Origin of the sequence: Leptolyngbya sp. GB1-A1 (assembly GCF_039962475.1) — a bacterium.
Taxonomy (GTDB): domain Bacteria; phylum Cyanobacteriota; class Cyanobacteriia; order Elainellales; family Elainellaceae; genus Leptolyngbya_A.
Map to the genome: position 1 here is coordinate 1 of NZ_JAMPLI010000031.1, position 21,371 is coordinate 21,371.

At 51.2% G+C, this 21,371-nt stretch carries 20 protein-coding genes; 11 read left to right on the forward strand and 9 right to left on the reverse strand.

The genetic code is table 11. The annotated features are described in order from the left end of the window. Together NDI45_RS21925 and NDI45_RS21930 are read left to right on the forward strand one after the other, a co-directional pair. The coding region (locus NDI45_RS21925) for a transposase family protein (protein ID WP_348248716.1) at window positions 1-182 on the forward strand (182 nt) is incomplete at its 5' end. 816 nt (window positions 183-998) lie between these two features. Beyond that, entirely contained in the window at window positions 999-1,412 is a 414-nt protein-coding gene (locus tag NDI45_RS21930) for a gamma-glutamylcyclotransferase (protein ID WP_348248718.1), read from the forward strand. A gap of 12 nt (window positions 1,413-1,424) precedes the next feature. Here NDI45_RS21930 and NDI45_RS21935 read toward each other — a convergent pair whose 3' ends face one another. Beyond that, on the reverse strand, window positions 1,425-1,976 hold the full coding sequence (locus NDI45_RS21935; protein ID WP_190789597.1) for a zf-HC2 domain-containing protein: 552 nt from the start codon (window positions 1,974-1,976) through the stop codon (window positions 1,425-1,427). Between the two features lie 214 nt (window positions 1,977-2,190). Beyond that, window positions 2,191-2,850, reverse strand: coding sequence for a sigma-70 family RNA polymerase sigma factor (locus NDI45_RS21940; RefSeq protein ID WP_348248720.1), 660 nt, complete (start codon window positions 2,848-2,850; stop codon window positions 2,191-2,193). Between the two features lie 649 nt (window positions 2,851-3,499). Here NDI45_RS21940 and NDI45_RS21945 point away from each other — a divergent pair. Both NDI45_RS21945 and NDI45_RS21950 read left to right on the forward strand, forming a co-directional pair. Beyond that, on the forward strand, window positions 3,500-3,793 hold the full coding sequence (locus NDI45_RS21945) for a hypothetical protein (RefSeq protein WP_190791052.1): 294 nt from the start codon (window positions 3,500-3,502) through the stop codon (window positions 3,791-3,793). A gap of 35 nt (window positions 3,794-3,828) precedes the next feature. Further along, complete coding sequence (locus NDI45_RS21950; protein WP_190791051.1) at window positions 3,829-4,809, forward strand: DUF362 domain-containing protein; 981 nt, start codon at window positions 3,829-3,831, stop codon at window positions 4,807-4,809. 98 nt (window positions 4,810-4,907) lie between these two features. Here NDI45_RS21950 and NDI45_RS21955 read toward each other — a convergent pair whose 3' ends face one another. Next, window positions 4,908-5,282 carry a phage holin family protein gene (locus NDI45_RS21955; RefSeq protein ID WP_190791050.1) on the reverse strand — a complete coding sequence of 125 codons (375 nt, stop codon included), beginning with the start codon at window positions 5,280-5,282 and terminating at the stop codon, window positions 4,908-4,910. 423 nt (window positions 5,283-5,705) lie between these two features. Here NDI45_RS21955 and hemC point away from each other — a divergent pair, with 423 nt between their 5' ends. Beyond that, a complete protein-coding gene (gene hemC, locus NDI45_RS21960; RefSeq protein ID WP_190791971.1) occupies window positions 5,706-6,668 on the forward strand; it encodes a hydroxymethylbilane synthase in 963 nt (320 codons plus the stop codon). A gap of 328 nt (window positions 6,669-6,996) precedes the next feature. Continuing rightward, a complete protein-coding gene (gene glgA / locus NDI45_RS21965; RefSeq protein WP_190791970.1) occupies window positions 6,997-8,457 on the forward strand; it encodes a glycogen synthase GlgA in 1,461 nt (486 codons plus the stop codon). Window positions 8,458-8,492: 35 nt separating this feature from the next. On the opposite strand, the gene hpsU is transcribed toward glgA, so the two are convergent. Continuing rightward, entirely contained in the window at window positions 8,493-9,074 is a 582-nt protein-coding gene (gene hpsU / locus NDI45_RS21970) for a hormogonium polysaccharide biosynthesis acetyltransferase HpsU (RefSeq protein ID WP_348248724.1), read from the reverse strand. A 165-nt stretch (window positions 9,075-9,239) separates the two neighbouring features. Between hpsU and NDI45_RS21975 the strand changes: the two genes are divergently transcribed. The 3 genes from NDI45_RS21975 (at window position 9,240) to NDI45_RS21985 (ending at window position 12,762) form a co-directional block, all read left to right on the forward strand. Further along, window positions 9,240-10,505, forward strand: a complete 1,266-nt coding sequence (locus NDI45_RS21975) for a serpin family protein (RefSeq protein ID WP_348248726.1) — start codon at window positions 9,240-9,242, stop codon at window positions 10,503-10,505. A 29-nt stretch (window positions 10,506-10,534) separates the two neighbouring features. Next, a complete protein-coding gene (locus tag NDI45_RS21980; protein ID WP_190791967.1) occupies window positions 10,535-10,870 on the forward strand; it encodes a hypothetical protein in 336 nt (111 codons plus the stop codon). A gap of 122 nt (window positions 10,871-10,992) precedes the next feature. Beyond that, complete coding sequence (locus tag NDI45_RS21985; protein ID WP_347277873.1) at window positions 10,993-12,762, forward strand: LCP family protein; 1,770 nt, start codon at window positions 10,993-10,995, stop codon at window positions 12,760-12,762. On the opposite strand, the gene NDI45_RS21990 is transcribed toward NDI45_RS21985, so the two are convergent. The 5 genes from NDI45_RS21990 to NDI45_RS22010 form a co-directional block, all read right to left on the reverse strand. After that, window positions 12,722-14,605, reverse strand: coding sequence for a GUN4 domain-containing protein (locus NDI45_RS21990; RefSeq protein WP_348248728.1), 1,884 nt, complete (start codon window positions 14,603-14,605; stop codon window positions 12,722-12,724). The genes NDI45_RS21985 and NDI45_RS21990 overlap by 41 nt on opposite strands. A gap of 34 nt (window positions 14,606-14,639) precedes the next feature. Next, window positions 14,640-15,398: an ATP-binding cassette domain-containing protein gene (locus NDI45_RS21995; protein WP_348248730.1), complete on the reverse strand. Its 759-nt coding sequence runs from the start codon at window positions 15,396-15,398 to the stop codon at window positions 14,640-14,642. Further along, complete coding sequence (locus NDI45_RS22000; protein WP_348248732.1) at window positions 15,398-16,006, reverse strand: hypothetical protein; 609 nt, start codon at window positions 16,004-16,006, stop codon at window positions 15,398-15,400. Before NDI45_RS22000 ends, NDI45_RS21995 begins: the two co-directional genes overlap by 1 nt. 141 nt (window positions 16,007-16,147) lie before the next feature. After that, entirely contained in the window at window positions 16,148-18,160 is a 2,013-nt protein-coding gene (tkt, locus tag NDI45_RS22005; RefSeq protein WP_348248734.1) for a transketolase, read from the reverse strand. A gap of 386 nt (window positions 18,161-18,546) precedes the next feature. Continuing rightward, the gene (locus NDI45_RS22010; RefSeq protein ID WP_348248736.1) at window positions 18,547-19,614 is read right to left on the reverse strand and encodes a sulfate ABC transporter substrate-binding protein; all 1,068 of its coding nucleotides are present in this window, start codon (window positions 19,612-19,614) and stop codon (window positions 18,547-18,549) included. A gap of 190 nt (window positions 19,615-19,804) precedes the next feature. Between NDI45_RS22010 and NDI45_RS22015 the strand changes: the two genes are divergently transcribed. After that, the gene (locus tag NDI45_RS22015) at window positions 19,805-20,227 is read left to right on the forward strand and encodes a hypothetical protein (RefSeq protein WP_190792484.1); all 423 of its coding nucleotides are present in this window, start codon (window positions 19,805-19,807) and stop codon (window positions 20,225-20,227) included. Then, entirely contained in the window at window positions 20,227-21,303 is a 1,077-nt protein-coding gene (locus tag NDI45_RS22020) for an alpha/beta fold hydrolase (protein ID WP_348248738.1), read from the forward strand. The genes NDI45_RS22015 and NDI45_RS22020 overlap by 1 nt, the downstream gene beginning before the upstream one ends. The last annotated feature ends 68 nt before the right edge of the window (window positions 21,304-21,371 follow it).

The following is a 21,371-nucleotide window of genomic DNA, read 5'->3' on the forward strand; positions in this document are numbered from 1 at the left end:
CGCAGCAAAAGGAGGAGAATCGAGCCTTAAGTCAATCGCGAGTGGTCTGTGAAAATGCGTTTGCTGGAGTCAAGCGTTACAACGCGGTGAGCGCTATCTATCGCAATCGAAAAGCGGAGTTTGATGATCACCTTATGCTAACCGCAGCAGGATTATGGAACTTCTACCTGACTGCGGCATAGGAAGAACTTGAAAGGTCGCATTGGCTAGCTCTGTTCTTATTTCCCGACAACTCTGCTGAATAAATAGTTAATCCTTAAATTCCGGTGGTGAGTTACCTATTTCTTTAGAAGAACGGCTTGCAGCAGTAGAAAGGGCGATCGCTGAGTTGCAGAAACAGGCTGCAACTTCTTAAGCGAATAACTTTAATCGAATAACTGGCTCTAATCTATCACCGAGTCTTTTAAGGATGAACTTGCATTTAAGGAAGTGCTTGCCTGTGGGCGATCGATTGATAAGGCAATTCAGGGCGATGATTTGCCCCTCAAAGTGAAGGACGAGACATAAAACAGTTAACCACAAGTGGTTTATAGCATTCGAGCGGACAAATAGAGCTAGCTATACTAAAGAAATCTTCCTTAAAGAGTGGAATGCCAACGACTGTACAGTTGGGATGCTTGTATCGAATTAGCTACTATTTGACCTACTCGATGCTTTAACCCATTCGTCTTGTTTGTATCGACGATTGAACCCAAAATCTGTATGTTTTAGCAGGGCAAAACGAGGAAGTTGAGTTCGAAGTGGCTCCAACTGGGGAGGTGCTGTAATGAGTTCAGTGGATTATGCGGCAATGTCATACCAGGAGTTGAGGCGTTATTTTCCTGACTCATCGAGAAGATACTGCGGCTTTTCAAGCGTATTTGGCAAGGCCTAGGGAGCGTTCATGTCCTATCGTCACAACCATCAATGCCCCAGACTTTGACAGCAAAATAGGGGCTGCGATCCAGCAGCAAATAGCAAACTATTAAAATAGCAGCACAAGCTAACGATCCAAGACAATGCTGCAAGTCTTTGTGTACGGAAGCCTGAAGCCGGGAGAACAATACTTCGATCGCTACTGTGCTGCCTATCTCACGGCAATGCAGGAAGCGATCGTCTACGCTCAGCTTTATGATTTGCCGATGGGCTATCCGGCGATCGTTCCCGGCAATCATCCAGTTCGGGGATATGTGTTTACCTTTGAAGATCCAGAAGTGCTGAACTTGCTGGATCAACTCGAAGACTATATGCCCGATCGCCCGATCGAGCAAAACGAATATCAGCGCAAAGAAATCCAGACGTTTGACCTGCATCAGCAGCCGTTGGGCTGGGCGTGGGTCTATGAGATGACCCAGGAGCAGGCTGAACGTCTGGGAGGAGTGATTTTACCTGAAGGAAGCTGGCATCGAAACTCGATCGACCACTGTTCCTAATTCACTGCCCGTTTATTGCAGCGTACTTTGCTTCATTGCCGGATTAGGGCTAGAAACGGCTGCTTTGGGGATTTCAATCACCGGGCGATCGAGCGCGATCATCAAGCCATCTTGGGGAATTGCCCGCTCAGAATTTTGAGGGGCGTTTGCCATCTGGGGTGAGCCAAACTCGCGGGGCAGTGTGCCGACCACAGAACCCACAACCAGCGCGGCGAATGCCAGTCCGCCCCAAATAAGCCGCTTCGGAGTGCGGTGCAGCTTCGCAGAAACCTGCTGAACGACTTGTTCTACGGGCTGCTCGGAAGGGGGCATCGGCAGCGCGCGTAGACCCTGGCGCAGCTTCAGCAGGCGGGCGTACAACTGCTGTGTTTTGTAGTCAGTTTTCAGCCATGCTTCGATCTGACGGCGTTCTGTAGCAGTGACTTCTCCGTCCAGATAGGCACTTAACAGCTCAAATCGATCGCGCTTTGTCAGGTTATCGCTTATAACAGACGGCAGTGGCTCAGGGTTTTGTCCCTGTTTAGGGTGGGGATTTAAGCGATCGAATTCGTCAAAGTTAGACATTTTCAGCGTCTCAAGCAGTTAGTACGAGAACCAAGCTATTCAGCCTCAAATATTGCACCCATCAGCAGGATACTACGCTAAACAGCTACCTCTATTACAGGCTAGCGATCGGGTGAGTGACATCAATAAATAGACTGTAGCGAAACAGAATGTCATGCATCGTAAAGAGCATCACAGTTTCTTTACAGTTTCTTTAGACCGCTAGCTGAGGCAACTAGTCCTCCAAATAGCCCTGAAGCTGAGACTGGAGGCGTTGTCGCGCTCTGGCAATGCGAGATTTGACGGTTCCGAGGGTAACGCCTGTGATTTCGGCGATTTCCTCATATGCCATGCCTTCAATCTCACGCAGGACGATCGTAGTCCGAAAGACTTCCGGTAGGTCAGCAATTGCTGACCGGAGCTGATCGTAAAATTCCTGCGTTGCCAGTTGCTCTGCCGGGCCCGGATCGTCTGAGGCAATCTCCCAATCCATTTCTCCGTCTTCTACGCTAAGCGGTGCATCTAATGACAAAGGCGCATTAACCCGCTTCCGCTTTCGCAGCTCGTCGTAAAATAGATTGGTCGCGATCCGGCTCAGCCAGCCCCGAAACTTTCCGGGTTCCTGAAGCCGCTTAATATTCCGGTAGACCCGAATCCACACTTCCTGAGACAAGTCTGCCCGATCAGTCCAGTCAGGGGCAAGGTGATAAAGCACCTTTTCGACATGGGAGTGATAGCGACGAATCAGTTCAGCGAAGACAGCTTTTCCAGGACGTAGACCTTCCTGGCATTGCAAAATTAGGTCGAAGTTAGACAGTTTTTCAACTGGCATAGCAGCCTGGGGGGCAATTGCCTCAACCGCTGACCAGGACACAGGAAGAGATTCGCTACTCATGGACAGAACTCGGCTCTGTGGGATTCCAGTATGATGTGACGCTGTCATTTGTGAGATGTTCCCCAATGTTAATTGAAGGTGAATAAGCAATGCGTTCGCTCTGGGCTGGAGGTTCTTAGGTTCTTAAACTGTCTGAGCCTTGGTTGGCACGATTACTGAGATCCGCTTATTCTGAAGTTTTAGAAAACTTTGAACGTTGAAAGCCAACTAATTCTAAAGATTTAGAAGGGCTTGAACGTTGCTAGCAGTATGCTGCCCTGTTAGGATGCCGCCTTAAGGGGTTGACCCTGAAGAATTCTTGAATACTTCTTATCTAACCTTCTGAAGTTTCAGAAGTTTCTGAACATTCATTATATGGAAAACTCAGTGCGGGAACAAGGTCTCTCTATAGAAATTTGTAATTGAAGCGAAAGAATTAACTTGAAGAGAAAGGACGATTTTTCCCCCGTACCAAGTTCCCGAAACAGATACCTTTGGGCGGAATGCACCAAACCCTAAGAAATCCCTTGATCCCAACGATTCCTCAATCGATCGCCTCAGCATAGCGAGAGTGCCAATCAAAAAACTGTCTCACAAAGAAAACTGTCTCACAAAGATTAAGTTTCCCCCTTCCCTCCCCTGATCCCTCATCCCCAACTCACCCCTCTCTATGCACAGCCAAAACACCACGACAACTCAAATCACCTTCCACTACCTCAACGGTCACACCGAGTCGTTTAACTTGTTCGAGTCGATCGACAATACGACTCCGCAGGGGCTACAGCTCGAAGTGCGGCACTTGCTCCAGCGCGATTGGTGGATTTTGAACTTGCCAGAGCAAACGGTCATGATCAATATTGCAAACGTGACCAAAGTTGAAGTGAAGCCCACCCTTGCTCAGCTTCAGGGAGAAGGTATTTTCTCAGACGTGGAGCGAGTGACGGCTTTAAATCGATCGCGCTAGCAGGTCTTCTACAACCCACCCTTAGGAGCAATACGATGTCTAATCAGCAGCCTCACAAAGCAACCGTTAGTCTGGTTCGGGCAGCGTCCTACGATCGATCGCCATTAGAAGCGGCTCTGCGTGCCCTGCTAGAGCCATTAGGAGGAATGAGTGCATTCGTGAAACCCGGCGATCGAGTGCTGCTTAAGCCCAACTTGCTGACCGGGGCACGTCCGGGCAAGGAATGTACGACTCGACCAGAAGTGGTTTACTGGGTGGCAAAACTGGTGCAGGAAGCGGGGGGTGAGCCTTTTTTAGGGGACAGTCCGGCATTTGGCAGCGCGAAGGGAGTTGCTGTGGCAAATGGTTATGCACCAATTTTGGAGGAGCTAAATCTATCGATTATCGACTTTCAGGGTCAACGCTACGAAACGGTGAGCAAGGAGTTTAATCACCTGTTGTTGAGCAAAGAGGCGATCGAGGCAGATGTCGTCATCAATCTGCCAAAAATTAAATCTCATGTTCAGCTCACCCTGACCATGGGCGTAAAAAATCTGTTTGGCTGCGTTCCTGGCAAGATGAAAGCTTGGTGGCATATGGAAGCCGGAAAAGACAGGGTGCGGTTTAGCAATATGCTGGCAGAAACGGCAAGGGCAATTGCTCCTGATTTGACGATCGTGGACGGCATTATTGGGCACGAAGGCAACGGACCCAGCGGTGGCGAACCTCGACCGCTTGGAGTTTTAGCGGCATCGGCGAATGTGTTTGCAGTCGATCGGGCGTTAGTGGAAGTGCTGAGTGCTGATCCTGCCATGATTCCAACGGTGGCAGCTTCGATACGGCTGGGCTTTTGTCCAGATTTAGACCAAATTGAGTTTCCTGCGCTCACCCCTGCGGAACTGCGCGTCACAGACTGGAAGCTGCCCGAAAAACTGATGCCGATCGACTTCGGACTGCCGCGTGTACTGAAGTCTACGTTTCGCCATTTCTATATTCGGTTTATTAAGGAGCCGATCGCCGCTTACGGTGGACGCTAGAACTGTAAAAAAATGGATTAAATAAGCCCCGCTTACCTTCGGTGTGAAAGTGAGCGAGGCTAGCCTTGCAGTCAATTCAGCTCTAAGAGTAACGATCGCTAGGCGCGAACGGCAAGCCGGAAAATGCTGCTCAGAATATTAAACAAAATGGAATTGACAATGGTGAGGGCGATCGCTCCCAGAATTGCACTCCAAATTCCCAAACGCAAACGGAAGCCTTCAACGAGCTTTGCAGATAAACCAAAAACAATTGTGTTGACAACTAGCCAGAGAATGCCCAGCGTCAAAACATTTAGAATTGTGGAACCTGCAATCCAACCCAGCAGCCAGTTCAGCACGCCAAACACGACACCCGCAGTCAGAGCCTTGCCCACATTATCGACCTCGACCCCGATAAAGGGAATCTTTGAAATAATCAGCAAGCTAATGGCGGTGACGGCAACGCCAATCAGAAAGGGAATGAGGAAATTCATCGAGTTCTTATCTCCTATTTTGTTGATTGTTAATCAAGCGGAATCGATAAAGAAAAACCCGAACTGATACAGATTTTGCTCAAACTTCAGATTTTACTCAAACTTCAGATTTTGCTCAAACTTTGGGCAGGGGCTGAACGAAAAAACCCTTCAGCGCGACGGCTCCTCCGAAGCTTGTGAAGCAATCAATGACAGCAACCCAACGGATTGTCATGCCTTTATGAAAGGAAAAAAGTTTCAAGTTAAGTAAAGAATAGACATTAAAAGCTGTCAAGCGATCGGATACAAACTCCTTGTTACAACTAATTTCCTCTCGATACTCTGCCCCCACGATCGGGTACACACTGCGGTAAGCTGATTTAGGCGGAAAAAGCCCTGCCTTTATTAACATTTCGCAGTCTTTCGAGATAACCCTTTACAAAAATGGTTGCAAGTCTTCCCCGTTCCATTCGCATCGGCTCCCGCAAGAGTCAGCTCGCCCTTGTTCAAACCCACTGGGTTCAAGCAGAACTCCAGAGACTATTTAGTGATCGCAATTTTGAAGTTCATACCATGAGTACCCAGGGCGATAAAATCCTGGACGTGGCACTGTCCAAAATTGGCGATAAGGGACTGTTTACGAAAGAACTCGAAGTCGGAATGTTGAACGGAGACATCGACTTTGCTGTCCACTCGCTTAAAGATTTGCCGACTCGTCTACCCGAAGGCTTAATGCTGGGCTGCGTCACTGAACGGGAAGATCCGGCAGATGCCCTTGTGGTGCATGAAAAGTTTAAAGACAAACAGCTTGATACGCTGCCCGAAGGAACCGTCGTGGGAACGTCTTCCCTCCGGCGATTGGCACAGTTGCGCCATCACTACCCCCACCTGGCGTTCAAAGACATTCGCGGCAACCTGAATACCCGCTTGCAAAAGCTGGATTCGGGCGAATTTGATGCCATTATCCTGGCGGTTGCTGGACTGCGGCGCTTGGGCATGGGCGATCGGGTTCATCAGGTCATCTCTTCAGAAGTGTCGCTTCATGCGGTTGGCCAGGGTGCGCTAGGAATTGAGTGCCGTACCAACGATCCGGAAATTCTGAATCTGCTGAAGCTTCTGCAACACCAGCCCACAGCCTATCGCTGCTATGCGGAGCGGGCATTCCTACGCGAACTCGAAGGCGGGTGTCAGGTTCCGATCGGTGTCAACACCACTCTCAATGGCGATTCGCTGACATTAACAGGTATGGTTGCTAGCGTCGATGGACAACGCCTGATCAAAGACACCGTAACGGGTGCAGCCACAGACGCGGAGGCGATCGGGATTCAGCTTGCTCATCAGCTCCGGGATCAGGGCGCGACCGAAATTCTTCAGCAGATTTTTGCTGAGGTTCGTCCAGAAGCTTAACCCTAAACGGCAGAATTGAGATTCTCCTTAATCCCCCTCCAAAAGGGGGACTTTGAGTTTTTAAAGAACCTTTTGCTGCATAAGAGCTTTCAACAGGTTCGGTTCTCCTTTTTCAATTCTCCTTTTTCCCAAGGAGGTTAGGGGGAATCAAAGGCTTTATGAGTTCTCCTGCAAGACAGCCCCATAGAATCGATCGCGGTTTTGTCCCTGGATTGTTGTAGATTGATAAGGACTGTAAAACTCTCGGTTTTTAAGCGATGTAAAGCAGTTCCCCTTAGGGGAAATCGAGAGTCACAGGTTCTTTCATTGCAGGGGACACAAGGCGAGTATGCGGATTCTGTTTGTAGCGGCGGAAGCGGCTCCGATTGCCAAAGTGGGCGGCATGGGAGATGTCGTAGGCGCACTTCCTAAGGTGCTGCAAAAAATGGGGCACGATGTGCGAGTCTTCATGCCCTATTACGGCTTTGTCTCGGACAAAATCAAAGTTCCGAAGCAGCCCCTCTGGAAGGGAACTGCGATGTTTCAAGAATTTCAGGTCTTCGAGTCAAAGCTGCCCAACTCAGAGGTGCCGCTTTACCTGTTTTCCCATCCCTCCTTCGCTCCGCGCCAAGTCTATTTTGGTGAAGATGAAGACTGGCGGTTCACGCTGTTTGCCAATGGAGCGGCTGAGTTTTGCTGGAACTATTGGAAGCCTGACATCATCCACTGCCACGACTGGCACACAGGCATGATCCCAGTGTGGATGCATGAAACACCCGATATTAAAACTATCTTTACGATTCACAACCTGGCATATCAGGGTCCGTGGCGGTGGCGGCTGGAGCAGTTTGCCTGGTGTCCGTGGTATATGCAGGGACACAACACGATGGCAGCGGCAGTTCAGTTTGCTGATTTAGTAACAACTGTCTCTCCCACCTATGCTGATCAGATTAAAACCCCTGCCTACGGAGAACAGCTTGAGGGTTTACTATCTTTTGTTAGCGGTAAGCTTGTTGGCATTCTCAACGGCATCGATCGCGACCTGTTTAACCCCGAAACCGATCGCCGCATTCAGGAAAACTATTCTGCTGAAAAACTGGACGATAAGCTCTCCAACAAGATCGCGCTGCAAGAAGAACTGGGGCTGGAAGTCAATTCCAATGCGTTTCTCGTCGGCATGGTGTCCCGACTGGTCGAGCAAAAAGGCTTGGATCTGATTATTCAGGTAATGGATCGCTTCATCTCCTACACAGACGCACAGTTTGTGGTGCTGGGAACGGGCGATCGCTATTACGAAACTCAGCTCTGGCAGTTGGCTTCACGCTTTCCCGGACGGGTTGCCGCCTATTTGCTACACAACGACACTCTGGCACGGCGCGTTTATGCCGGAAGCGATGCCTTCCTGATGCCTTCTCGGTTTGAGCCTTGCGGCATTAGCCAGCTCATTGCCCTGCGTTATGGCTCTGTGCCGATCGTGCGGCGAACCGGTGGACTGGTTGATACGGTGACGCACAATAACTCGATGGAGCATGAAGGCACAGGCTACTGCTTCGATCGCTACGAGCCGCTAGATCTGTTTACCAGTATGGTGCGGGCTTACGAGGCATATCACTTTAAAGACCAGTGGCGAGAGCTACAGCAGCGCGGTATGGCGCAAAACTTTGGCTGGGAAAAGTCAGCGGTGGAATACGATCGGGCATATCGTCGAGTACTGGGATTGCCCGAAGCTGACCCGCTCCAGCCTGAACCCTCGCTCAATGGCGGAGCCGCAGACGCACCGGAAGATATGCAGCCTGAGTTAATTTCTTGAGCTAGTTTCAGGAGCTAATTTCTGGAGCTAATTTCTTAGGTCAGTTCGCGTCTGGATTGGGGCTGGCACGGGTTTCCCCAGCAAACCATTTGCTCTGGCATAGATTTGAAGACGGTACTTCTTGCCCCAATCACCGCATTTGCCCCGATCGTCACTCCAGGCGTGATAAAGCAATCTGCCGCAATCCAAGCCCCATCTTCGATCGCGATTGGAGCCGTTTTAAGGGCAAAAGCCCGATCGCGAATATCATGGCTACCGGTGCAAAGGTAGCTTTTTTGTGAGATGACGCAGTGGGAGCCAATGTGAACGCGATCGAGGCTGTAAATCACCACATCATCGCCAATCCAGCTCCAGTCGCCGATGCTGACTTTCCACGGATAGGTAAATCGTGCGGTCGGACGAATCATGACGCCTTCCCCGATCGCTGCACCAAATAACCTCAAGAGCCAGATCCTCGGTAGATGCAGCGAATGGGGCGTGATTGGAAAAACGATCGCCTGCAAAAACCACCACAGCAAAATTATCCAGCCCGATCGGCCGCGATCGAAGTGGGACTGATCGTAGTGGCGTAGATCAACCAACGATCGAGGCTCAGCAGCACGGAATTGAGGAACCATGAAGTAGGAACTCGGAAAAAGATAGGAAAGAAAACGAGACTGAGGCTAGCTTTCCCGAATGTACCGTGTCTCTACCTGCAAGTCTCACTTTGCGGGTCTCACTTTGCAGGTCTCACTTTAATGTGAAAGAGAACCTGAAAACGGGCGACTTACCGGAGGCGACAAATGCTTTATTCTGTAACGCAACGGCTGATGGTCATTGTGATTAGCACTATACTGCTTGGCATCGTGGGCGATTGGGCAGTACAGATTCCACAGCAGGCAACGGCTCAGCCACCTTCTCCCTCCCCTTCATCGATGCAAACTTCGACGGTGGATCCAGCATTTGTCGCAGCGAATACGCGCTTTGGTTTCAAGCTGTTTGCCCAGTTGCTAGAGCAAAACCAGGGTGAGAATGTTTTGATTTCGCCGAGCAGCGTATCGATCGCCCTCAGCATGACTTACAACGGCGCAAGTGCAGCGACTCAGGAAGCCATGCAAAACGCGCTGGAAATGCAGGGCATGAGTCTAGCGGAAATTAATCAGGCAAACCGTGCCTTGCTGGAAGCCTGGACAAGTTCTGACCCGGCAGTGCAGCTAACAGTGGCAAATTCCCTCTGGGGACGATCGGGCATCAATTTCAATCCGGTGTTTCTGAAGCGCAATCAGGAATTTTATGGTGCAGAAGTTACGGATCTGAACTTTAATGATCCGGGTGCAATCGATCGCATTAATCACTGGGTGAATCAGCAGACGCAAGGCAAGATCGACAAGATTTTGAATCAAATGAATCCCAACGATATTTTGTTTTTGATTAACGCAATTTATTTCAAAGGCAAATGGACAAATCCATTTAATCCTGATGAAACGCTCGATCGCCCTTTTCACCAGGGAGACGGCACGACGATCACGCAGCCTTTAATGACAAAGCGGGGAAAGTTTCACTATCTAGAAACTGAGCAGTTTCAGGCAGTGCGGCTACCCTACGGCAACGAACGCTGGCAGATGGCAATTTTTTTGCCGAAACCGACCAGCAGCCTGAACCAATTGACCCAAAGCTTGAGCCATAGCCACTGGGAAACCTGGATGAATCAATTTTCTTCGCGTCCTGGTACAGTACAGCTTCCGCGCTTTAAGGTGGAATATGGCACGAGTTTGGTCGAGTCTCTGAAGACGATTGGTATGGAACTCGTGTTTGACGATCGGCAAGCCAATTTTGGTGAAATGAGTTCTTTGCCTGCCTATATTAGCGATGTGCAGCACAAAACCCTGCTGGAAGTGAACGAAGAAGGAACCGAAGCCGCTGCTGCTACCTCAGTTGCCGTTGCCGTTCGTGCTGCTTTACCCCAGCCGCCCTTTCAAATGACGATCGATCGTCCTTTCCTTTGTGCAATCTGGGACGAGCAAACGGGCACGATTCTATTTATCGGCACGATTCAGTCATTAACCTAAGCAAAAGTAATCAAATGGGAGAAATCAGGATGGAGAACGATCGTTACGGTGAGGCAAACCTTCAACGTCTGCAAATGTTTCTCTGCCTCGTTCCGATCGTTGGTTTTTTCCCGGCACTCTGGACGCTCTATTGCAGAAACGGCACAAGGGAACAGCGTCAGACCAGTCAGCTTGCCGTAAAACTCGCGCTGGGCTGGCTAGTAGGAAATTTGCTGTTGCAAGTGGGAGTGCAGACTCATCAGGCGGCGATCGTGCCTTTGCTGATCCTGGCAAGCCTGCTAACTTCGGGCTATTTCTTGACCAATCTTTGGCTGATGGTTCGGCTCTGGCGACGGCAGCCGCTCGATTTGCTGAGAAGGAATTGATTAAAGAATCGATTAAATTCCAGCTCTAATGCAAAGTTTTTTCATCGCAATGCAAATCTTCTTCTAGAATTGGGTCAACTTGGTGATAATGCGCCTATAGTTACACCAGGTATAGCGATTCTGTGCTGATTGAAAAGTTGCTGAGTGTGAAAAACTTCCTGTCGCTGAATAATTCTGCTGCCAACGCTGCTGGCAATTCACCTGATTCTCTGCCCGCTGATTTCCAGAATCAAAAACAGTCTCGTGGTTCGTCTGTGGCTTCAACTCCTGCTGCCTCCAATCAGATGGGTGCTAAGTCGGACAAGGCGGATCATTTAGAGGATCATTTAGATTCGATGAATACTAATCCGGTCTGTGTGAACCCGATCGCTGCAAATTCGGCAACCAGTCCGGGGGCAGAGACTTCGGAGAGAGTTGAGCCAGCTTCAGCAGAGGAATTGCCGAAGAAAAACGGCTTCGGGTCGGGCAAATGGCGTTGGCTGGGGTTGACGGTGGGGCTGACGGTGGTGGCGGCAGTTTCGGCTTCGGCGGGTGCGCTGCTGGCAGTAGCAATTTCTGGCACACCGCTGATGCAGAGTAAGCTCAGTGCGGAAGACGCAAAAGCGTTTAATCAGGATGAGCCGATCGCCAGCGGGACGAATTTGCAGTTACCGCAGTTGACCCGTCCGGTGACTGTGCTGGTGCTGGGGATTAAGGTGCTGTCTTCCGAGATCTCGGATCCGCCGCCTGAGGTGCGCGATTTGCGGTATCACGCCGTCGTGAACTCGTTGGATGGCTTATCAGACTCGATGCTGCTGGTGCGGTTTGATCCTCAGACTCATCAGCTTACAGTGCTTTCTCTGCCGCGTGACACTCGCACGTGGATCGATGGTGCAGGCTTAACCAAGCTCAATGAAGCCAATGTTTACGGCGGTCCGGCACTTGCTGCCCGATCGGTGACAGACTTGCTGGGCGGCGTCAAAATCGATCGCTATGTGCGAATCAACGTGCAGGGGGTTGAAAAACTGATCGATGCACTGGGCGGTGTAAAGATCAACGTGCCGCAGGATATGTCGTACAAAGACGATTCACAGCATCTTTATATCAATCTCAAGCAGGGTGAGCAGCGGTTAAACGGTAATCAGGCAGTTCAGTTTCTCCGGTTTCGCTACGACCAGTTTGGTGATATTGGGCGGGTGCAGCGACAGCAAATGTTTCTGCGAGCACTGGTAGAACAGGCGATTAAACCTGTCACGCTTGCCAAAATGCCGCAGGTGCTTTCCGTGATTCAATCGAATCTGGATACTAATCTAAACGTTGAAGAACTGGTTGCTCTGGCAGGATTCACAGCTCAAACAAATCGTCCAAACGTGAAAATGCTGATGCTGCCGGGTGGCTTTAGCTCCAGTGCTGAGTTTGAGGCGAGCTACTGGCTGCCCAGCCAAGCCAAGATTGCTCAAATGATGCAGCAGTATTTTGGTCTCCCTGCTGCCAGCAGCACCATTGCCCACACGCCGACCACTGCCCAGATTGTGGTACAAAACAGCACCGGAAACGATCGGGCAATCGATCAGCTCATGACCACGCTAAAAACGGGCGGCTATGCGAATGTCTACCTTGATCAGCCCTGGAACGAACCCTTGACGATAACTCAAATTGTGGCGCAGGGGGGCGATGTTGCCAGTGCTGAGGCAGTCCGGCAAAGTCTGGGCTTTGGGGAGGTGCTGGTCGAAAGTACCGGAGATCTAGATTCCGATGTGACGATTCGACTGGGAACGGATGTGTTTCAGCCTACTCCTGCCCTGGTTGCCGATCCCACGCTGGAACCGAAAACCATTCCTGATCCGGCGGTCAACCCTTCCCCCTCAAGTCTCACAGGTCCGGCAGATCCTCAAACGATGAGTTCGCCGTAGGTTTTTGGGACGGAGAAGCAACATATTTTTCATACGGCTCTAGCTTGCAGTTTCTCAGCCGGGTCATCCATGCCCGTAAGCGCGACACATCAACGCGCCAGCCTCCCTGTCCGAACCCGATGCCACCAAGCTGAAAGGCGTATGGACGCGGAATTACCCAGAACCAGTAAGCCGGAAACTGCCCCGCCGGAATATCAGGACGGCTTGCCAGATCTGCATGGAAATCGAGCCATTTGTAAAACTTGAGAAATTGCAGCCGATTATCCCACCAACCAATTCGTCGTACAAATTCCTGGATATAAAGCTGCTGTAAGCGATCGCCTTTCAGCTTGCTTTGATGCTCGTCTTGCAGGTCTTTGATCACTTTCTTATAGACCTCTTGCTGAGCGAATAAGCCGTATCTGCCTTCGCTTGCAACACTCCATAGGCGATCGATTCGCTCCAGGGCATCGTTCTGCGTTATTGTTTCGATCGCCTGCATATTGAGCCAGTTCAGGGAGGGATTGGGGGAAAGCTTGAGCAAAATCTCGAAGGTTATCTGGTCTGCTTCCCACCAGTCGCGCTGTCCTTCCTTGCCTAAATGCTTTTCTAATTCCTGAAAAGCTTGCTCCAGCTCCGATTGAACGATAATTGTAGAACCAACTGTAGAACCTTCCTGAGAGCCTGAATTTTTCTCCTGGGTATTCGGTTTAGCATTCGCATTTGCGCTGACCTTGGACCCAGGTTGAGATTGATTCAACGAACTATCAGCGAAAAGGACATCCGCTTCTTCGGTCACTCGCGTTTCGGGCTTCAGGTGAGCGGTTGAAACTAAGGGGCGAGACGTGCTATGACCGGGTTCAGAATTTGTGGGGTTAAACAATTCATCTTTAATTTTGTCTTCGAGAGCCTGAATGCCTGCCGAGGCAAAGGAATCTTCGATCGGCGGAAAAGCCTCATGATGGCTATCGCGCCTTGCGTCCTGCATGACTTCCCGTTCTAGCCTCAGCACATCTTCACTCCGAAGTTTGAGCTTGCGCTGAAGCTCCCACAGCTCATCCTGCACTGACTCGCTATATAAAAAAGCTCTCGAACCCTCAAACTCTTCTCGATATTTCTCAAGGTTTGCTTTGTACTGCTGCTGCTCTGCGTCCAGTGCCTCAAGGCTGCGAATTTCGATCGCCTCTACATGCTGATCGGTCAGATTTAGCGTTTGCTGCAACGATCGCAAGCCTAACTTCAGCACTTCGTTCAGCGGAAACTGAAACCGAATTGCCTGGGCAAAAGCAGCTTGATAACGAGAAATGGCTTCTGGATTGGACAGCTCCTCAGGCGTGACCGCTGCTGGCTCTGGTTCTGGCGCAGTGTGAGTCTCTGAAGGACTAGCGTTCGCGGGTGCTGCCAAATTTTCTAGAGTAGGTGCAACTGGGCTGTTTTGATGGGTCGCTTGATCGAGGTTGTGTTCAGCAAGCAAAACTGGACTGGGATCGGGCTGTTGGGCAGACTGTGAATCTAATAGTGAATCTGTCTGCGAATCTGTCTGCGAATCCGTCTGCGAATCCGTCTGCGAATCTAACGGTAAATCCGTTTGTGAATCTAACGGTGAACTTGTCTGCAAGTCCTTCTGAAAGCTCGTCTGGAAATCCGCCTGTGAATCCGAGTTTGAATTCGCCTGCAAATCTGTCTGTGAATCCGCCTGAAAGTCTAACTGTAAAACCGATCGCTCGATCGCCTCAGCTTCCTGGCTTAATAGCTTTAGATAACGTTGTTGTCGCTCTAGAATTTGCCGGACATCAGGCGAGATTAGCCCGTTAGGAGCATAGTGCCGAACGATTTCCCGATACTGCTCTGATGCGGAAGTCATAACAGGATCTCGATTAACGATCTGAATCCTAATCTTACTCCCACTCTTCCGTTGCTTCGACTTCCCTCTGAAGGAGAGTTTCTTTCACCTCGTGCCAGTCAAGGCGATCGATCGGGGCATCAGCGGCTAATCGACCGCGATCGAGCAAGAGCATCCGGGTGCAAAACTGCTGCGCCAGCTCAAGCTGATGATTCACCATCAAAATTGCCGTGCCTTCTGTCTGTGAAAGATCGTTCAGCACCTCCAGCAAATTTTGGGCGCGTCCAGCATCAAGGGCAGAAGTCGGCTCGTCCAGCAAAAGCACCTTTGGCTGAGTCATTAATGCTCGAGCGATCGCTACAAGCTGTCGTTGTCCCACCGAAAGCTGAATCTCCGATCGCTCCAGCCACTCTTGCGGAATGTGCAGTCGTTCCAGCCAGAGCTGCATTCGTTGTTCAATCTCGCGCTGGGGCAATTTGCGAAGCTGGAGCGGATATTTCAAAGCGGCGCGTACCGTCATTCCAAGCAATTTTGATTCTTGAAGAACCAGCACCACCTGCTGCCGAAGCTCAACCGGGGGAATTTGCCGAATTTCTTGCTGCTGAAAAAACACCTGCCCCTGAGAAACTTCGCTTAGCCGATTCAGCACCCGCAGCAGCGTCGTTTTGCCCGCGCCCGACGCGCCCACGATCGCCACCCGATCGCCCGAAAATACCTGAAATGAAACGTCTTGCAGCAGGTAATGCGCCCCAATTCCCGTTTGCAGGCTCACCTGCTCTAATTGCAAAAGCGGATTGGTTTCAGCCGATCGCATTATGCTTGCCCTAGCGCAGTGGTGATCGTCCAGGCATCGATTGCCAGCAGCATTAGGGTCAACAGCAGCAAAATCAGATACATCCAGGGCTGTGCCAGAGGCTTGACATCTCGCGTATCAATTCCCGTTTTGGCTTCCACAATCCGAACGAGCTGAGCAAAGCCGACAATTCGCATCGGCAGCAGATACGCCCGCTTACCTTGATAGGGGAACTGCTCCGTATCACTGCTCCGGCTAAGAAAGTAATAAACAATACCGCCCTGTCCGGTCGATCGCGGCTTCAACGCCTGAATCTCTGACCACTGAAGCGACCATCCCCTGCGCCATAACCAAGAAATCCAGCCCGGATAGCTCACCCGAATGCCCTGCTCGTCCACCGTCACCCGCTCGGTTAGCGCGACATACAGCAGCCCCAACCCAACGACTAAACCGATCGCCAGCAGTCGGGGTGACACCGAAGCCTCGGTCACATCTGCCAGAAACGGTAGGGGCAGCGTCAGCGCAATGTAGAGCAACAGCAGTGTCAGCCGAATCAGGGGTGACAGGCGAAACACCTGCGGCTGGTTTAAATCCAGCTTAGGAGCAGTGAGGTCAGAAGCTTGAGACACGGGCGATTGAGAATGTAAAACGGTTTCAGTTTTAGTATTACAGGTTTTTCTGCATGGGTTGCTATTCTCACGATCGCCAAAAAAAGGGCAGGCAATTAGCCCACCCTGTTATTTCATTGGAGATGTAGCAATGAAACTGCTTTAGCCCAGCAGAGCTTTTGCTTTGCTCACCACGTTATCAACGGTGAAGCCAAACTTCTCCATACACACGCTACCCGGAGCCGATGCGCCAAAGCGATCGATGCTGACCGTATCGCCTTCGCTGCCGACATAGCGACACCAGCCAAAGCTGATTCCGGCTTCCACTGCCAACCGCTTCTTCACGTTCTTTGGCAGAACGGACTCTTTGTAGGCGGCATCCTGCTCTTCAAACACTTCCCACGACGGCATGGAGACGACGCGCACCTTCTTGCCTTCGCCCCGAAGCTGATCAGCCGCTTTAACGCAGAGGGAAACTTCGCTGCCCGTGCCGATCAGGATAATATCCGGTGTGCCTTCGCTGTCGGACAACACATACGCGCCCTTCGTCGCCTGCTCGATCGACCCACCCAAGTTGGGCAAACCCTGACGCGACATTGCCATCAACGTCGGGCGGTGCTGATTCGCGTACTCCACTGCTACTTTGTAGGCCGCAGAGGTTTCGTTACCGTCAGCCGGACGGAACACCGTCAGATTCGGAATGGTTCGCAGTGAGGCGATCGTCTCCACCGGCTGGTGCGTCGGGCCATCTTCGCCCAGGGCGATCGAATCGTGGGTCATGACCCAGATCACGCCGCAGCGTGACAGCGCAGACAAACGAATTGCCGCCCGCATATAGTCGGTAAACACCAGGAAGGTTGCGCCGTAAGGAATCAAACCCGATCCGTGCAGGGCCATGCCGTTGCAGATCGCGCCCATGCCGTGTTCCCGTACCCCAAAGCGGAGGTTGCGTCCGCCGAAGCTGCCTTTCTGGAAGTCGCCAAAACCCTTTAGATAGGTGAGATTGGAGTGGGTCAGGTCTGCCGAGCCGCCAACCAGTTCCGGCAGTGCTGGAGCCAGGGCATTCAGCGTTTTTTCTGAAGTTTGACGGGTTGCCAGTGCTTTGTCTTCCGGGCTGTAGACAGGCAGAGCTTTGTCCCAGCCTTCGGGCAACTTGCCGCTGATCATGCGCTCAAACTCAGCCGCTTCGTCTGCGTACTTGGTTTTGTACTGGGCAAAGGTTTCGTTCCACTCGGCTTCCAGGCTGGCTCCGCGATCGACTGCCTGACGGAAGTGGTTCAGCGCGTCTTCGGGCACTTCAAACGAGCCATAGGTCCAGCCCAGCTTGTCGCGGGTAAGTTGAATTTCGTCGCCGCCCAGCGGAGAACCGTGAACGCCTGCCGTATTTGCCTTGTTGGGCGATCCATAGCCGATCGTCGTTGTCACCTTGATCATCGTCGGTTTGTCGGTGACTTTCTTCGCTTCTTCGATCGCCGCCGCAATCGCCTTCAGGTCGGTATTGCCGTTTTCAACGTGGATTGTGTGCCAGCCATACGCCTCAAACCGCTTGCTCACGTCTTCGGTGAACGACACATCGGTGGAGCCGTCGATCGAAATATGGTTGTCGTCGTACAGCGCGATCAGCTTGCCCAGTCCCAGGTGCCCTGCCAGCGAGCAAGCCTCACCGGAAACGCCTTCCATGTTGCAGCCGTCGCCCAGAATCACATAGGTATAGTGATCAACAATCGTGCTGTCGGGCTTATTAAAGCGAGCCGCCATGTGTGCCTCTGCCATTGCCAGACCCACCGCATTTGCAATGCCCTGCCCCAGCGGACCTGTGGTCACTTCGACTCCGAGCGTTTCAAAGTTCTCTGGGTGTCCAGGGGTTTTCGACTCCCACTGACGGAAACTCTTGAGATCGTCCAGCGTCACGCTGTCATAGCCCGTCAGATGCATCAGGGCATACTGCAACATACAGCCGTGTCCAGCAGACAGCACAAACCGATCGCGGTTGTACCACTTGGGATTCTTGGGATTAAACCGCATGAACTGATCCCACAGGACAAACGCCATCGGCGCAGCTCCCATAGGCAGTCCGGGATGACCCGATTTCGCCTTTTCAACGGCATCGACTGCTAAAAAGCGAATCGAATTAACACACAATTCCTCAATCGATTGGGTTGTTGCGACAGCCATGACTTCCTCTATTCAACAAACGGCTTGGCGAGATGGACAGGAGATCAGCAGTTCAAAATCTGCGTCCAGTACACGAAGACCGGATCACAAACAGTAAGTAACTATACTTATCGATATTGCTTATAGTTTATAACTTATGAGGCGAATGATCTATCCTTTGTCCCTTTTAAACCTAATACAAAACGGATTTCTCTTAAGCAGCAGGATATCGAAACCGGGAGAGGATGCCTGCAATAGCTTCTAACCCGCCTAAAGAATCGATCGCCCCACTCGTTGAGAGTAAAGCGATCGAGTCCTAAAGAGAGGAGAATCTGACGCGATGTTCTGAGTGGCAAGCTCAAAAGATTGGGCACCACAATCAGAGCAAATAACTGGTACTTGCTAAACTAGCCTTGTCCAGCCTGTGCCTGAATCTTGTCAAAGGCAGCTCCATCATCGAAGAACTTTTCCTGCACCTGGCTCCAGCCGCCAAAATTCTGCACAGTGCTTAGATTTTTGATTTTGGGGTATTCGCTGGCAAACTCCTGAGCAACGGAAGTATCTACAGGACGGAAGCCAACCTTCGCGAACTCACGCTGCGCCTCAGGGGTGTAAAGGAACTGCACAAACGCTTCTGCAACTTCCCTGGTGCCGTGCTTGTCTACATTGGTATCGACTACTGCAATGGGATTGTCGATCGAAATATTGGGGTCAGGAATCACATAGGGCAGCACTTCGCCTTTTTGTTTCGCCAGCAGCACTTCGTTCTCGTAGTTCAGCAGCACATCGCCCTGCTTTTGCTTAAAGAAGACATCAGTTGATTCGCGAGCATCTTTGGGTAGCACGGGCACGTTCTTGAAAACATCAGTGGCGTATTGCAGTGCCTTCGCATCTTCAGCGTTTTGTGACACCGAACCCCACAGTCCTAGGAAGTTCCAGCGCGCACCTCCAGAAGTTTTCGGATTCGCCGTGATCACTTTTACATCGCTGCGGGTTAAGTCTTGCCAGGATCTCACATTCTTGGGATTGCCTTCGCGAGTTACCAGCGCAATCACCGATTTCGTCACGATGCTGTCGTTGGGTAGTTCTTTTTCCCAACCTGACTCAATCAGTCCTGCTTTCTCGATTTTCTGTGTATCGAGTGCCAGTGCCAGCGCAACCACATCGGCTTCCAGTCCATCAATAACCGCGCGAGTTTGAGAACCGGAACCGCCGTAGCTCTGGTTAAAGGTTACGTCCTGGTTATGTTCCTGCTTCCATTTATTCGTAAACAGCGGAATGATCTTTTCGTAAGCAGCCTGAGTTACCGCAAAAGAGACAAACGTTAGCTCGGCAGGCTGACCTGCTGAATTGCCGTCTCCAGATGCAGTGGTTTGGGTTGTTCCGCTGCCTGTGCAGGCCGCAAGGCTAATGCTCAAGCTAACCCCAGCCAGCAGCAGCGCCATAAATCGCCGCAGTTTACGAATCTGAAACATCTTTGCCCTCCAAAATACGGTAAATCAATCAGGATACTCAACTATGGATTTGAGACTAACCGATCGCCAACAGAAAGTCCAGTAAGTTTATCGGATAAGTTGGGTATCTAGGTACACTCGCTCACCTACCCACCGACTCACCCCTCCCCAAAAAACGCTATAAAAACAATGAAGTTAGGAATTACCCGCAATGCAATTTGGACCTGGTGTACTGCCTACGTTTCTCTACTACTTCACAGCAACAGCAGTCATTGTCGGTTTTGTCACAATTCGAGGGTTGCATTTTGGTTCAGAAACAGGCGTACCGCAGATCCTGGGGGTGATCGCCGGACTGATTGCAGGGGGGCTGGGAACCTCTTTCAACCGTACGACCACGCTGACGGTTTCAGTTGCAAGCAGAAAGAAATTTGTAAATCAGCTTGAAAGTACGCTGAGCCAGATGGGATACGAAAAAACGGCAGAAGAAGGTGAGGTTTTGACTTTTGAGCGATCGGCAGGAACCCTATCGCCCAGTAAAATCTATGTGCAGCTTGAAGGCGAAACGGCGACGATCGCCAGTCGTGCCCGAATTTTGCGTCAGGTGAAACAAGCCCTTGAACCGTCAGGAGTTTAATGAGTTCCCTCAAAAATTCAGGTGTTCTGGATACTTCTTTTTTGCCGCCGTGGGGCTTACGCAATGGCTATGCGATGACGGTATTCATAGCCCTGCAAGCGAGTCGTCAGTGGCAACAGTGGACGATTGACCCTGAGCCTTCCTATCGATCCCAGATATTTCTGGGGCAGGGTAATGTGCCAATTTTCGGATGGGTGGCAGTTCCAGAGTCGCCTAAGGGGACAATCGTGGGAACTTACGGAATTACGGGCACGCTGGAAAATCAGTGGTTTCTGCAACTTCTCGGACGCAAGGCATTTGCTCAGGGCTATGCGGTCGTCTTATTCGACTGGCGGGCACATGGCAAAACAGCAGAGCTGTCGCCGACGCTCACTTCTGATGGAATCTATGAAGGGCAAGATTTCGTTCACATCGCGGCAAAGGCAAAAGCGTTGGGCTGTCCGCCGCCTTTCTGGTTTACAGGCTACTCATTGGGCGGTCAGCTTGCGCTCTGGGGCATTCAGGAAGCATCTCACGCTGAGAATTTTGCCGATTTGGGCATTGAGCCGTCCGATCTAAGAGGTGGAGCGGTGATTTGTCCCAGTCTGGATTCCCACCGATCGCTTGCCTACCTGATGAATGATCCATTGGGAAAATATCTGGAACGGGGAATCGCCCGTGCCCTCAAGCAGCTTGCCCTAGAAATTCGGCAATATCATCCGGGCAGTCTCGATCCAGCGGCGATCGATCGGGCAAATAGTATCTGGGGCTTTGATCACGAACTGGTGATTAAACCATTAGGCTTTCCCTCGGTTGAGGCGTACTACGATGCCAGTAGTCCTTTACCCCTGCTGCCTCACCTGACCAAGCCAACGCTGATTCTGTATGCAACAGACGATCCGTTGTTTGACCCGACGATCGTTCCTGATCTCCAGGCTGCCTGCGCGTCAAATGAAGCGATCGATCTGATGTTGACCCAATATGGGGGTCATGTGGGCTATTTCAGCAGCAAAGCCTGCCAACGTCGCTTCGGCGATCGTGACCCGTGGTGGGCATGGAATCGAATTTTAGAATGGATCGATCGGCAGTCAGCCTAGGTCTGCTCAACCTTATAAAGTCCCCCCTTTTGAGGGTGTGGGGGGCTGCAAAACCTTGAACTGAGGCT